The organism is Staphylococcus sp. mip270_02, assembly GCF_054031535.1.
This window is the reverse complement of sequence record NZ_CM132934.1, coordinates 59,310-74,129: the sequence shown is the minus strand read 5'-3', so window position 1 is coordinate 74,129 and position 14,820 is coordinate 59,310. Positions and strand designations below refer to the sequence as shown.

The 14,820-nt window shown below is 32.8% G+C and carries 14 protein-coding genes; 6 read left to right on the top strand and 8 right to left on the bottom strand.

The window, feature by feature from the left end:
* Positions 1-17: 17 nt before the first annotated feature.
* Positions 18-344: a PH domain-containing protein gene (locus tag ACW5YJ_RS00305; RefSeq protein ID WP_017723327.1), complete on the bottom strand. Its 327-nt coding sequence runs from the start codon at positions 342-344 to the stop codon at positions 18-20.
* 23 nt (positions 345-367) lie between these two features.
* Complete coding sequence (locus tag ACW5YJ_RS00300; protein WP_457338311.1) at positions 368-1,849, bottom strand: catalase; 1,482 nt, start codon at positions 1,847-1,849, stop codon at positions 368-370.
* Between the two features lie 626 nt (positions 1,850-2,475).
* Between ACW5YJ_RS00300 and ACW5YJ_RS00295 the strand changes: the two genes are divergently transcribed.
* Both ACW5YJ_RS00295 and isaB read left to right on the top strand, forming a co-directional pair.
* Entirely contained in the window at positions 2,476-3,096 is a 621-nt protein-coding gene (locus ACW5YJ_RS00295; RefSeq protein WP_135092596.1) for a M15 family metallopeptidase, read from the top strand.
* 192 nt (positions 3,097-3,288) lie between these two features.
* Complete coding sequence (gene isaB, locus ACW5YJ_RS00290) at positions 3,289-4,149, top strand: immunodominant staphylococcal antigen IsaB family protein (protein ID WP_457338310.1); 861 nt, start codon at positions 3,289-3,291, stop codon at positions 4,147-4,149.
* Positions 4,150-4,210: 61 nt separating this feature from the next.
* Here the strand turns inward: isaB and ACW5YJ_RS00285 are convergent, their stop codons facing one another.
* The 3 genes from ACW5YJ_RS00285 to ACW5YJ_RS00275 all read right to left on the bottom strand — a co-directional run bounded on the left by ACW5YJ_RS00285 (position 4,211) and on the right by ACW5YJ_RS00275 (position 7,212).
* Complete coding sequence (locus tag ACW5YJ_RS00285; RefSeq protein ID WP_135092598.1) at positions 4,211-5,686, bottom strand: Mur ligase family protein; 1,476 nt, start codon at positions 5,684-5,686, stop codon at positions 4,211-4,213.
* A 136-nt stretch (positions 5,687-5,822) separates the two neighbouring features.
* Entirely contained in the window at positions 5,823-6,653 is an 831-nt protein-coding gene (locus tag ACW5YJ_RS00280; protein WP_135092599.1) for an anti-sigma factor, read from the bottom strand.
* The gene (locus ACW5YJ_RS00275) at positions 6,643-7,212 is read right to left on the bottom strand and encodes an RNA polymerase sigma factor (protein WP_017723321.1); all 570 of its coding nucleotides are present in this window, start codon (positions 7,210-7,212) and stop codon (positions 6,643-6,645) included. The genes ACW5YJ_RS00280 and ACW5YJ_RS00275 overlap by 11 nt, the downstream gene beginning before the upstream one ends.
* 536 nt (positions 7,213-7,748) lie before the next feature.
* Here ACW5YJ_RS00275 and ACW5YJ_RS00270 point away from each other — a divergent pair.
* Positions 7,749-8,249, top strand: a complete 501-nt coding sequence (locus ACW5YJ_RS00270) for a GNAT family N-acetyltransferase (protein ID WP_107551605.1) — start codon at positions 7,749-7,751, stop codon at positions 8,247-8,249.
* A gap of 292 nt (positions 8,250-8,541) precedes the next feature.
* On the opposite strand, the gene ACW5YJ_RS00265 is transcribed toward ACW5YJ_RS00270, so the two are convergent.
* The 3 genes from ACW5YJ_RS00265 to ACW5YJ_RS00255 all read right to left on the bottom strand — a co-directional run bounded on the left by ACW5YJ_RS00265 (position 8,542) and on the right by ACW5YJ_RS00255 (position 11,431).
* Positions 8,542-9,129 carry a histidine phosphatase family protein gene (locus tag ACW5YJ_RS00265; RefSeq protein WP_457338309.1) on the bottom strand — a complete coding sequence of 196 codons (588 nt, stop codon included), beginning with the start codon at positions 9,127-9,129 and terminating at the stop codon, positions 8,542-8,544.
* Positions 9,130-9,330: 201 nt separating this feature from the next.
* A complete protein-coding gene (locus ACW5YJ_RS00260) occupies positions 9,331-10,581 on the bottom strand; it encodes a M20 family metallo-hydrolase (RefSeq protein ID WP_457338308.1) in 1,251 nt (416 codons plus the stop codon).
* 19 nt (positions 10,582-10,600) lie between these two features.
* A complete protein-coding gene (locus ACW5YJ_RS00255; protein WP_051035290.1) occupies positions 10,601-11,431 on the bottom strand; it encodes an alpha/beta hydrolase in 831 nt (276 codons plus the stop codon).
* 163 nt (positions 11,432-11,594) lie between these two features.
* Between ACW5YJ_RS00255 and allC the strand changes: the two genes are divergently transcribed.
* From allC to allD, 3 genes are all read left to right on the top strand, one after another.
* Positions 11,595-12,827 (top strand): allantoate deiminase, encoded by a 1,233-nt coding sequence (gene allC / locus ACW5YJ_RS00250; protein ID WP_017723316.1) that lies wholly within the window; start codon positions 11,595-11,597, stop codon positions 12,825-12,827.
* A 110-nt stretch (positions 12,828-12,937) separates the two neighbouring features.
* Positions 12,938-13,726: a (S)-ureidoglycine aminohydrolase gene (gene allE / locus ACW5YJ_RS00245; protein WP_017723315.1), complete on the top strand. Its 789-nt coding sequence runs from the start codon at positions 12,938-12,940 to the stop codon at positions 13,724-13,726.
* Between the two features lie 15 nt (positions 13,727-13,741).
* Positions 13,742-14,773: an ureidoglycolate dehydrogenase gene (gene allD / locus ACW5YJ_RS00240; RefSeq protein WP_457338307.1), complete on the top strand. Its 1,032-nt coding sequence runs from the start codon at positions 13,742-13,744 to the stop codon at positions 14,771-14,773.
* Positions 14,774-14,820 lie beyond the last annotated feature (47 nt).

Genomic DNA, 14,820 nt, shown 5'->3' with positions numbered 1-14,820 from the left:
AAGTCATCCTTTTTTATTTAAGTACGCTTAGTTTCGATATAACTTATGAATTGTTCGGCGTCATTTTTATTTAAATTTGTAATTGGAAATGTACCAATACTAAAACGTATTGTTAGTGTATCATTATCTAATTGAACATCTTCTATTTCATCATAACGGATATTTCTATAGTAAAATTGGCCGTCCATATCTACGTTTAAGATAAGACGTTCATTTGTTGCAATGTATGCAGCATCATATGTTTTTACATTACCATTGATAGGATATTCCATTTTACCTAGAATGGCAGGTCCTTTTTTCTCAGTTGGAAACAAATCTTCTGGATTTACGTTATCTAATATCATAATAATCACCTTTTTCTTGTATATTAGTCTGCGACCTCTAAGTTTACTTCATTGATATCAATTCCCATAGCTTCGGCTACACCTTGACCGTATGCAGGATCGGCTTTATAGCAATGTCTGATATGGCGGTGTTTTAATGCGTCGGTAACGGGTTTCATTTCATTCGCAGTATTCTTAAATAATATTTGTTGTTCTTCAGATGATAATAAACGGAATAATTTACCAGGTTGTTCAAAATAATTATCGTCATCTTCACGAAAGTCATATTCATATGCTTGCCCTTGAATATCTAAAGCGGGTTTTTTGTACTGTGGTTGATCTTCAAATGTGCCGTTACTATTTGGGTAATAATGTGTACTAGCGCCTTGATTATTATCTAAGATACGCATTTGCCCATCTCTACTAAATGGACATATGTTTTCCATACCGACACCTTTAGGTTGGTTCACTGGAATTTGCCAATGGTTAACACCTAAGCGGTATCTTTGAGTATCTCCATATGAAAATAGTCGACCTTGTAACATTTTATCTGGTGAGAAATCTAAACCAGGGACGATATTTGTTGGTGCAAATGCAGCTTGTTCAACATCTTGGAAATAATTTTCAGGGTTTCGATTTAATTCAAACTCACCAATTTCAATTAATGGATATTCATCTTTATACCAAACTTTAGTTAAATCAAAAGGATTATCTTTATGCTTACGAGCTTGTTCTTCCGTCATTACTTGAATGTACATTTTCCATTTAGGGAAATTGCCTTGTTCAATATTATTGAATAAATCTCTTTGAGAAGAATCTCTATCTTTAGCCATCACTTGTTCGGCTTCTTCTGCAGAATAGTTCTCTATACCTTGTTGTGTTCTATGATGGAATTTGACCCAAAAACGTTCGCCTTTATCGTTATACATAGAGTATGTATGAGAACCAAAACCATGCATATTTCTAAAACCTTTAGGGATACCACGGTCTGTCATTAAAATTGTAATTTGGTGTAAAGCTTCTGGTAATAATGTCCAGAAATCCCAGTTCGCTTGTGGGTCTTTCATATTTGTTTTTGGATTCCGTTTAACCACATGGTTTAAACTTGGGAATAATTTAGGGTCTCTAAAGAAGAATACGGGTGTATTATTACCAACTAAGTCCCAGTTACCTTCGTCTGTATAAAACTTCAAAGCAAATCCTCTAATATCTCGTTCTGCATCGCCTGCACCACGTTCGCCTGCTACAGTTGAAAATCGTGCAAACATTTCTGTTTGTTTACCGATTTCAGCAAATATACTTGCACATGTATATTTTGTAATATCATTTGTTACTGTGAAGGTACCAAATGCGCCTGACCCTTTAGCATGCATTCGACGCTCTGGAATTACTTCTCTATCAAAGTGTGCCATTTGTTCAAGGAAATAAATATCCTGCATTAATAAAGGACCTCTTGGACCTGCAGTCATACTATTTTCTCTATCTGATACAGGAGCACCAAATAGCCCTGTTAACTTTTTATTCATAGTTTAATCTCCTTTATTTTAATCATATTTTTTATCATCAAATAAATGAATTTGAATCCTTTCCAATAAAAATGTGTTGGAAACAGAGCTTCAAATTTATATTAAGTAATATTTTATACAGAGTTTCGATAATGAAAGTCGTATAAACATAGCTAACGTTGTTTTTATAACTCTAATATAAGACTGGATAGATAGTTTTTACATAATCATTAAACCTCCCAAATTATAATTAATATCTAATTATAATTATTATAATTTATTATATCTAAAAATTCGTTTATGTACAGAGTTTTTTTCTCAAAACATCATTTTAATTGATAATACTTATCTATAAATGAAATTTATAGTTTATAATATCAAGCTCAATTTTTATGTGTAATTTTATGTTTTGAGTTTTTGATTGATTTATCATTTTATTAAATGTAATGTTATTGAACAAATAACGGCTAAATATTTTAGGGTACTAGTCTGTCAATGATGCAAATATGGAGGCATTTATAGTTCATAAAACATAAATTGAAGTAGCGCTAGGGTAAAGTAAGTTTAAAAATGAAATCTAAGATTTGTGAACTGAACGTTACAAGAAGTATGTTTTTATAAAAATATGTGGTGATAAGGATGAGTATATGAGAAAAGTAATCCCATGGTTAGTTGTAATTTTAATCTTAATAATTTATTTCTTAAATAAAAAACAAAAACGTTATGATAATACTATTATAAAAAAGAACGGAGCTTATTATTTTAATAGTCATATTATCGTAAATAAAGACTATAAAATCTCTCCACTTTATACGCCATTTCCAAAATTAAAAGCGCTAAACGCTTTAAAGATAATGATTAATGATGCAAATAAACAAGGACTTCGATTGATTATTATAAGCGGTTTTCGTTCGTATCTTAAACAGATGCGATTGTTTAAAATGTACGTGCAACGTGATGGTTTAAAAAAAGCACAACTTTATAGTGCTAAACCTGGATTCTCTGAACATCAGACTGGTCTTGCTTTTGATGTTGCTACTCCAGGGTTACATGAATCAGCTAAGGAACTGTTTCAATATACTAAAGAGAGTGAATGGTTGGAAGATAACGCTCATCATTACGGCTTTATTATTCGATACCCTAAAGGTAAAGAACACATTACCCAATTTATGTACGAACCATGGCATTTAAGGTATTTGGGGAAAGAAGATGCGAAAAAAATGAAAAATACTAACCTCACGTTAGAAGAATATTTTCATTTAGTTTAAATAATTTTTATAAAAAGTGAACTTATAATAGTAAAAATACGTATGTTTTAGTAAGTAGAGTAAAAAAGGGGGCATTACGCAACACAATTAGTTTTATTGTCAGTAAAACAGCCTTTTGTTTTTAAGCGTAAGATCAAGAAGAAACATACAACAAGAATCATTCATAAAATATTAAAAAAGGGGTGGAGATTTATGAATAATAAAGTATTAATGATTTCATCAGTATTAGCGACAAGTCTTTTTTTAGGAGCAGGATCAGCTCAAGCCAATACGACAACAAATAACAATATGAACCAACAGGATATGGCAATGAACGACCAGATGGGACAAATGAATAACAATATGAACCAACAGGACATGGCAATGAACGGCCAAATGGGACAAATGAATAACAACATGAACCAACAGGACATGGCAATGAACGGCCAAATGGGACAAATGAATAACAACATGAACCAACAGGACATGTCAATGAACGGCCAAATGGGACAAATGAATAACAACATGAACCAACAGGACATGGCAATGAACGGCCAAATGGGGCAAATGAATAACAACATGAACCAACAGGATATGGCAATGAACGACCAGATGGGACAAATGAATAACAACATGAACCAACAGGACATGGCAATGAATGAACAGATGGGGCAAAAAACTATGACGCCATATTATAATTATAATGGATATACAACATATGATGGACAATTTACTCAAGAATATGATTTTGTAAGAGCATTACAACATGACAACGTTATGATTGATGGTTATAAAGTTAATACAGCTACATCTGATAAAGATGTTGCATCAAGTAAAGCAGTTTATGACTCAATGATTGATATGAATAAAGATGGGCAAGTAATTCATATCACTTTTGATACGAAACCAGACACGATAAGTAAAGAAATGTTTGAAAAATCACATATGACTAATAATATGGTGGATGAAGGCAAGACGGCGGATGGCTCTTATATGACTTACGAAACAAATAACGGTATGTATAAAGCTTTCTTCGATAAGCATGGCTATTTAATGAAAGTAATGATTAGTTAATTTGAATGTGCATAAGAGCAAAAAAAGTCCCGATTTAAGGGGCTTTTTTTAGCGTTATTGTTTAAGTTTTTAGTTCTTGTAATATTTGTTTTGCATATTCTTGATCATCATGATCATACTTTTTACCTCTATAATTTTGCGGTTCATTTATCCCAGTGAGTAAAATAATCTCATTATTTTTATCTGTTGCTTGTAAAAGTGACTTTATTCCCTCTTTACGTGAGGAGCCACGCAAAACATTGCTCGTTTTATAGCAATCTGGCAAATGATTAAACATAAAACGGAGGATTTTTTCTGGGTCTTCATAGCCTACTTGTTCCGCAGCAATCATCAACTTGTGAATACCTTTAGGCAAAGTATCTACAGTCAATTTTATTTTATCTAAACCTCTCAAACCTATACCTGTAACCATCGTGTTTAAGTTCTTATTAATACTTTTACTATAATTCAAAGCGTTATTTATAGATTCTTTAATGGCCAAAGCAGTGTGTGCAAAATCTAATATAATCATATAAGCATCTATTTCTATAATTTGAAAACGATGGAGTGGCGGATTAATTATTGAAGCAACTTTTACAATTTGCTTTGAATCAAAACCTAATTTATCCAAAGCAAATATACTTGTGGCTAAGTTTATAAAGTTATGACCTCCTTTAAACTTAGGTATGATAGTATATGCATCATCGTTAATTTCGATATCAATAGTGTCATTAGTAATATGATAACGATAATATGCATTTTGTGTAGTAGAAAAATGTTGTTCGTCTTTTAAAATAGTACGATATTCTGCCGTATCTAAATTGACTAAATTTAGTGAGCTTAATTTATCTAATCTTAATTTAGCTTTTAAATAATTAGTCATAGTACCGTGATATTCTAGATGTTCTGGACTAAAATTAGTAAAAACGGCTAAATCATTTTTGATGAAATCTGTCCGGCGTTGTTCCAAAGCTATAGAAGTAGCTTCATAGACGATATAATCGTAATTTTCATTATAAAAATAATTTATAATCTCAGCCATTTCGAAATACATTGGTGTAGTTTGAGTCGAGTGGTTAAAGTCAAGTTTATTATAATTACAGTCGTATACTCCCATTGTCCCTATGATGGCAACTTTTTTATCAAGTTGTGTAAGTAAATTACCAATCATATGACTAGTTGTCGTCTTGCCATTTGTACCTGTAACAGCGATACATTTAATATTTTCAATTGCATTTTTATAAAATAATTTGATTAAGTTATTAGCTACTTCTGGAAAATTTGTTATAAAAATAATAGGTAGGTTATATTCAAAATGGCTAAATTTTGAAGGGCTTGCATCGGTAATCACAAGCAATGGATTCATTTTACAAGCACATTGTGCATAATATGTTACGTTGTCTGAATCTTTTAACATAAAGAGGGTAGCTTGACTTATATCTTGGTACATTGAAGTAACTTTTTCACAAACGACTTCTGAATCCAATTTTACACATTTTGAAGATTCCACTGTATTTTGTTCAATAATTGACAAGATATCTTTAATTGTAATTTTCATAGTTTTTCTCCACCTTTTTAGTGAGTTTCTTATTGTACAAATATAATCGTAGTTTTATTAAAAATGTAATTAAGAAATATACGTATAAAAATTAAAAAAGGATCACATAAATTTGTGATCCTTTCAGATGATTTTATTAAACTTCTTTACTAGCCATAACCATTTGCCCTTTCGGTTCTTGGTTGTTTGGTGAAGGTTCAAGAGTGATTGCAATAGTATCGTTCTTGTCTACATTAATTTCATTTAAGTTGAATACGACCATACCCTTATTGTTTGTAGTTGCGAATGTTCCAGCTGGATATGGTTTATCATTTTTAATGATCCAAACTTGATAAACTTCATTACCTTTTGTGGCTTCAATATCGTTAGCTTCGACCATTAACTTATTATTAGTCTTGCCATTAGATACATAAGCTTGACCTTGTGTTTTTTCATCATTCATAGATTTTAAATTAATGGCGTGGGTATCATTGGTATTAATCATCGGTGATGATTGTTTTTTTGATTCTTTGTGGTTAAAATATTGAACGCCATTGCCAATTAGAGATAGCAGTAATAATGCTGCCATAATTCCTATAGAAAGTTTTTTGCCGGGCGTACGTTTAATTTGCTTATAATCACTTTGTTTTGTTTTTATATTGTTTTCTTTATATTGTTTAGATTCATTTGAATTTTGGCTATTATTCTTGTGGAAAGATGTTGCGTCTTTATTGAAATCGTTGGTTTTATCCTGTTGATTTTCATGTTCTTCATTAATAACTGAGTCTAATATTCTTCGCTTCATACCTGTTGGAGGTTCGACTTCTTTATTAATATAAGGAAGCGTGTCATGAAGAATATTAATGCTATCCAAAGTTTCATTACTTTCAGAAGATGAATTTAATTCTTTTTCAATTTCTTCTTTTTCGTGTTCATCTAAATTGTCATTAAAATAATCGTATACTTGATCAACTTTTTTATCGTTCATTTTCTTCACGCTCCCTTCTTGAAACTTTTTTAAAGTAGTTATTTAAATGTTGTATTGATAATCGAAGTCTGCTCTTTACAGTACCTAATGGTGTGTTTAATTTATATGCAATCTCTTGTTGGCTTAACCCTTTATAATAAAATAGGGCAATGATATCTTGTTGATCTTTATTTAAATATGAAATCATTTTTTGAATTTGTTCTGAACACTCTTTATCTAATAAATCATACTCAGGTAAGCCGCTCAGTTGCAGGCCCTGAAATTCCTCATTGAATTCACTTTCTGTGATTTTTCGCTTTCTTACAATGTCAATTGCTCCATTACGACATAGTGTAATGAGCCAAGTTGATAATTTACCTTTTTCAGATTTGAAAATTGCTTTTTGATGCCAAATTTTCATAAAAATATCTTGTAAGATTTCCTCACTAGATTGCTTGTCTTGAGTGATTTTATAAGCCAAATTAAATAACAATGACTCGTACCGATCATATAGGATTTCTAGACTTTTGCTATCCTTTTTCTCAACAATCAGTTTATATAGATCATTTTCATCTAGCATGCCTTCCCCTCCTTGTTTATAAAAATACGTAATTTGAATAAAAAAAGTTCACCAATCAGGGTGAACTTTTTACTGAAATATATTCATAAAATAAAAAAGTTAAATATTAAGTTGTTATTAAATGATAACTTAATATTTAACTAATGTGTATATAAAGTTATAATGCCTATAAATAAATTTTATTTATAAATTTAAATTTTGGAAATATAGTTATAATTTATTGGTTTGCTGAGTGATTTTAAATCAATTTATCGTTAGTGTTTAAGTTGAAGTTTTCACTATTGGAGGCAAGCGTGAGACTCTTGGAATAATTGTTTTCATTTTTAGTAGTATTTAACCTATGATAAATTAAAGTGACAGTATTGAATATTTAAGTTAAATAAATTCTATATTGATAAGCTTTAATGTGCCATCGGCTGATAAAATAGTTGATGCAATTGAATATAAAAACCTAATTCATAAATGATTCAAGCTACAAAAGAGATATGAATAAGGTAGTAATAATAGTTGATTTCTAAAATCTTAGGAGGGTAAATATGGATTTCTATTCTAGAGATTTAATAGATACAGATATAGATGACATAAGTGAATTACATAATTTAACAGAAGTAACTAAGTATCAAACTTGGAGTACTCAAACTTATGAAGAGACAAAACAATTTATTGGCGAAGTTATAAATCAAGATTCGAATTTTGTTTATAATGTTTTAGTTAATCCTGATACTGATAAAGTTATTGGGACGATACAATTGGCTATAGATGAAGGGAATAAAAGTGCCGAAATTGAATTTATTATTCATCCGAATTATTGGAACAATGGTATAGCAACAAATATAGCTAAAACCATTATAAAATATGCTTTTAAAGTGCTGAAATTAAACAGAGTATGGGCATCTATTGATTCAAATAATATAGCGGCGAGAATGGTGTTACAAAATATAGAAATGAAGCTAGAAGGCGTATTTAGAGAAAATAGACTAGTAGACGGTGAATATAGTGATACATTAAACTATGCTATTTTGAGAAGTGAGTACTAACTGTTATAGAGCCTGGGACATAAATAGATGTCTCAGGCTCGTTTCCAATTTGGCAGTAGGTGACTGGATTGAAAATACGATTATATCAAGATTTTTTCAATCCTAGTAACACTTGTCGGGGCGGGACTACGAAATCTGTATTAGAAAATTTGGTTTCTGTCCCACTCACTTATGCATGAGAGAAAACTCAGGTGAACATTTAACCACTTTCAAAATCTAGTCATATTGTCAGGAAAAGGCAACGAAATCTTTTTTTAATATATTAGATTTCTGTTTCATGTGCTTCATGTTTTTAAATTCCTGAGCTTTGCATCGGCAAATGTGAAGTTTGGTCATAGTTGATAATAGTATAATGACCATCAGTAATTTTTAGTGTGCTTATACTGCCGTTTGTAAGTTTTGTGATACCGGTCCCCAAGTTACCATTTGAGTAATGATGAAATATTGCATTTATAAAAGCTCCATGAGAAATGATTAATATATTTTTATCTTTATAAATATTATTAACTAAATCTATACCTTTTAAGAAGCGGTCTTTGATTACCGCTTCTTTTTCTTTATTTGGATAAATGAGTGAAGGGAATTTTGCACTGCGTTCTTCCGGAGTTAAACCTTCAGCATCCCCAAAAGAGACTTCGATAAATGCGTCGTTTTCTATTAATGGAATATTTAAGTAATGTTGAATCCATTGTGCAGTTGTTTTAGCTCTTGATAATGGGCTTGTAAGAATTACATCCCAATGTGATTCTTTTAAATGCTGACCGCATGCTTTGGCTTGTTCGATACCCTTCTCATTCAAAGGGGTATTTGTAAGCCCTTGTAATCTCCCAGCAATATTCCAATCAGTTTCCCCATGTCTGATAAAACATATCTTCGTCATTATAATCAACCTCTGTCATTGTATAGTCTTTAAAAGTATTTTGGAGTCAAAAATTTAATTTTAACATGTAACGTTTTTCATGAAATATAGTGCGTAAAAAAGTGAGAAACCTACTTTGTGTAATAGGATGCTCACTTTAGTTGTTAATTATATTATTATTTTGGAGAAAATCAACGAAAGAAACATTTTATAATAGATGTATTAATCTTCTAATATTGTTTCTAGTCTGGCTATCTCAATCGTTGTATCTATATAAACTTGAATACCTTTGGCTATTTGTTGTTCAGTGACAGATTCTTCTGGTGAATGACTAATTCCTTTTTTACAAGGAATAAAAATCATACTCGTGGGACAAATAGGTGCGAAATTCATTGCATCATGGCCTGCACCACTATACATATAACGGAAACTATAGTCGGACTTAAGACAACTCAATTCAGTAATTTGAGCCATTTTATGATTGAAACTTCGTGGTTTGTCTTGGCCTAAATCTTCTATATTGTATACTGTTTTACGTTTTTGAGTAATAGCTTGAATTTGTTGTTTGATTTCTGTAACAACTTGTTCACGTACGGCTAGATCTTTTCCACGAATATCAATAAGCAAAGTAACTTCTCCTGGAATTGCATTCATCGTATTTGGATATACATTAGCGTAACCAACTGTCGTAACAATGCCTTGGTCATGATAAGCTCGCCCTATAGATTCAATACTTAAAATAATTTCTGACGATGTAGTCAGCGCATCAATTCTCATAGGCATAGGGGTGGAACCAGAATGACTCGTGACACCTTGGATATTCAACTTAAAACGGTGAGGAGCAGCAATATCTGTGACAATACCAATATCTTTGTTGTTCTTTTCAAGGATTGGACCTTGTTCAATGTGTAGCTCTAAGAATGCTTTAATTTGGTTACGTTCAAATAATGCAGCCTTGTCGTGCATATCTTGAGATAAGGGTTCGACGACATCATAAAGTATATTGCCTTCATTGTCTTTAATATATTTCATATCAGATTTAGTCATCTTACCTGTTAAGTATTTACTTCCTAATGTAGCCTCATTAAATCTTGTTGACTCCTCACAGGCAAAAGCAATAACGATGATAGGGTGATCAGTTTCTATTTTATGGGCATTTAAATGTTCAATAACCTCTAAAGCCCCTAATACACCAAGTAATCCGTCATATTGGCCACCGTCTTTCACAGTATCAATGTGAGAACCTAAAACTACAGGTTTCAAAGATGGATTTTTACCTTCTCTACGTGCAATGACATTTCCGAAAAAATCAAAATATACATCTAATCCAGCTTTTTGGCATAACATAGAAAACTTTAATGCAGCTAACCTTTCTGGATGTGTAAATGCGATACGATTAATACCGCCATTTCGTTCATTTCGAGCAAAGTTATTAAACGTTTGAAAATTATCTAAAACATTTTGTAAATTCACTATAAACATTCTCCTTCAATTAAATGAGTTGATTTAAAAAGTGTATGGCCTTCTTATATAAATTAATGCTAGTTTCATTTACTGTTCTATCAAAGTCATGTTGGTTATCTTCTAAAGTTTCCATATGACAATTTTTCACGTTTTGATAGATATATTCACTTTCGCTATATGGCACATCTGGATCATTGATACAATGGACAATGAACGTTGGTGGAAAGTGATTGAGTTGTTGAGGTGAAATATTATAATCACTTTGCGTTGAGGTCTGAATGCCTAAATAATCTAGCCATTTAGCTTCTCCACGTGCATGTATATAAATAGGATATCTGGCTTGCATAGGCCCAGAGGTTAACGGTTGCTGTTGAATCAATTGATTAAGTATCTCAGGAGTGATTTTAGATGATAGTGTTTGGTACTGTGAATTTGGTCTTAAAAATGATGGTACATGTACACGGCAATAACCATAAAAATCAACAATGCCATCAACTCGACGATGTGTTGAGACAATCATTGCTAAAAAAGCACCTGCAGAACGACCGAATGTAAATAAAGGCAGTGATGGGTACTGTTGTTTAATCGCATCATATTGTAGTAAAGCATCACTAATAATTGTATTAATATTACTTTCAGGTGCGAGACGGTAAGAAGCTAGAACGAGGTGAAAGTCTTGTGTTAATAAGTCTATGTAATTCTGTGGAAGATCCTCGGGGCTTCCAAAGATTAATCCTCCACCATGAAAGTAAGTTATAACGCCTTTTGCATGTTTACTTTTTGCTTTAATAACTGTGAAAGGTAAGGTGAATTCATCTTCAGTCATAATTTTAGAATGATATTGAGACAAACCTATCATCCTCCTATATATAAAATTTGCTAACTATAGTATCTCAAAGAAATGTTTAGAAGTATTTGTATAAATCGAATAAAAGTCTTAACCATTATTGTTAGAAATGTGAATGATAACTAAAATGTAAACGCTTATAATTGGTTATGAAATGAAAAAGGAGTTGAATTTAATGGACATACGATCTTCTTTTGAATCTTTAGATAAAAAATTCACCGGTTTTGGTGGATTAAACGGTGGCGGTATTACGCGCTTACTATATTCAGATGAGTGGTCAAATGCTGTACATGAATTAAAACATACATTAGAAAAAGAAGGATTTGAAGCTAGTTTTGATAGTGTCGGTAATTTAAAAGGACGTATTGAAGGTAGCAAATATCCCGAAGAGACAATTATGTCTGGGTCACATATTGATACCGTTGTTGAAGGTGGCCATTTAGATGGCCAGTTTGGTGTATTAGCAGCGTTAGTTGCAATGCAATCATTGAAAGCTGAGCATGGCCAACCACTACGTTCACTTGAAGTCTTGGCATTAGCTGAAGAAGAAGGTAGCCGTTTCCCGTATGCGTTTTGGGGAAGCAAAAACTTCTTTAACTTAGCGAAACGTGAAGATGTGAATGACATTGCTGATGGCGAAGGTATTAATTTTAAAACAGCGATGAATAATGCTGGTTTTGATTATCGCAGTGAAGATAACGATTATAGCTATATTAAGTCATTTATTGAAGTACATATCGAACAAGGCAAAGTATTGGAAACCGAGAAGAAAGCAATCGGCGTGGTCAATGGCATTGTTGGACAAAAACGTTACACGATTAATTTGAAAGGTGAAGCAAACCATGCCGGAACAACACCGATGGGATTAAGAAGAGATGCGGTAGTTGCTTTTAGTAAAATCGCAACAGAGCTAACTGATAAAGCAAGAGCGATTGGTGACCCATTAGTTATTACTTTTGGTCGTGTTGATCCAGTGCCAAACACAGTGAACGTAGTGCCGGGTGAGGTTACTTTTTCAATTGATTGTAGACACATCGATCAAGAAGCATTAAATGATTTTGCGAAAACGATTGATGATTGCATCAAAACGGTATCAGAACAAGAAGGTGTCGAATATGACATTAACTTGTGGATGGACGAGGCACCGACCATGATGGATGAGAGCTTAGTCAAAGTAGTAGAACAAGCTGCTGAACAAGTAGTTGGTTCTAATGATAGTAAGATGATGCCATCAGGCGCAGGCCATGATTCTCAAATCTTTGCTAAATACATACCGACCGCAATGTTGTTTGTCCCATCTATTAATGGTGTGAGTCACAATGTTTCAGAAGAGACCGATATTGAAGATTTGGTTAAAGGTATAGAGGTGCTTAAACAAGTATTATATCAACTTGCTTATAAAGAATAAGTGTTAAATAAGCACTGATTAAAACAGTTAAATAATAATTGTTCAGCAATTTTAACAAGAAAATGATTATAAAATAAAAATTACAAAAAGAGAAAAGGAGTAATGTTTTTATGGGTTATTTAAACCACAATCAAGGCTATAGAGAAGGTTTATTAGAAACACGTTCAGTAATTAAAAAGGATAATTATGCAGTAATTACGCCAGACGGCTTAGTTAATAATGTAGTACCAGGCTTCGAAGATTGTGATGTAACAATCATGGGCTCTCCAAGGTTAGGTGCTCGTTTTGTAGATTATTTAGTTACTTTGAAAAATCAAGGCGGTAACAAACAAGGCTTTGGAGGTAACGGTGTACAAACATTTATCTATGTTGAATACGGTAACATTAATGCATATGCAGATGATAAAAAGTATGAGTTAAACGCAGGCGGTTATTTATATGTTCCAGCTCATCAAGTTATGACATTTGAAAACAGTAATCAAAATAATGATAGCAGAGTATTTTTATATAAAAAACGTTACCAGCCATTAGAAGGGTATACACCAGAAGTAGTTACTGGAAACGTTAATGATATGGTGCAAGAACCATATGAAGGTATGGAAGAAGTTAAAATTTTAGATCTTTTACCAAAAGAACTTGCATATGATATGAATATTCATATTTTATCATTTAAACCTGGTGCGTCTCATGGCTATATCGAAACACATGTACAAGAACATGGTGCTTATATCTTAAGCGGACGTGGCATGTACAACTTAGATAATGAATGGATGCCAGTTGATAAAGGAGATTATATCTTTATGGGTGCCTATGCACCTCAAGCGACATATGCAGTAGGTTTAGATGAACCATTTGCATATATCTATTCAAAAGATGCTAATAGAGATATTGAAATTTAAGGAAGGTTGTTAACGATGGAAGAAGAGACGTTAGTATACGTTGAAAGAGATAAATTACGTGAACTGTTCAAGAAAAAATTGACGCAAGCTGGCCTTCCTGAAGTACAAGCAGATAAAACGGCTGACCTTATGATATTTGCTGATGAGCGTGGCATTCACTCTCATGGTTCCGTGCGTATGCAATATTATGCAGAACGTATTTCAAAGCAAGGTTATAATTTAGAACCTTGTTTTGAATTTACGCAAAATGGACCTTCAGCTGGAACTTATTTTGGAGATAATGCAGTAGGACATTATGTTGCGTATCAAGCAATGGAGGAAGCTATTACCATGGCTGAGAATAGCGGTATTGGTATGGTAGGCGTCAAAGAAATGGGGCATAGTGGCGCTATTGGTTATTTTGCAGAACAAGCTGCAAAACGAGGAATGGTAGCTATTACAGTATGTCAATCAGATCCAATGGTTGTACCATACGGAGGTACGAAGCCATACTTCGGCACGAACCCTATTGCGTTTGCTGCGCCACGACAATCGGGCGAACCTATTTTATTTGATATGGCAACAACAGTGCAAGCGTGGGGAAAAATCTTGGATGCGCGTTCCAAACATAAATCAATCCCAGATACATGGGCAGTGGACAATCAAGGAGAACCGACAACCGATCCGTTCGAAGTGGCGGCATTATTGCCAGTCGCAGGGCCTAAGGGATACGGGCTGATGATGATGGTTGATATCTTAGCAGGCAGCCTCCTAGGATTGCCATTCGGTCAACACGTCACTTCAATGTACAAGGATTTAAGTCAGTACCGCAGGTTAGGCCAGTTTCATATCGTAATAAACCCAGCTTATTTTGGAGATAAAACATTATTTTTAGAAAAGGTCTCTGAAATGGTTGATGAGTTACATGATATCAAACCAGCACAAGGATTTGAACAAGTCTACTACCCTGGAGAAATCCAGGAAACAGTAAAGCATCGTTATGCTAAAAGTGGTATTCCAGTCGCTAAAAGTATTTATGACTATTTAGTATCAGAGCAACTGTATTAAATAAAACTAAAGGAAGTGAAACGGGAACGTTATGAAATGTATGATAG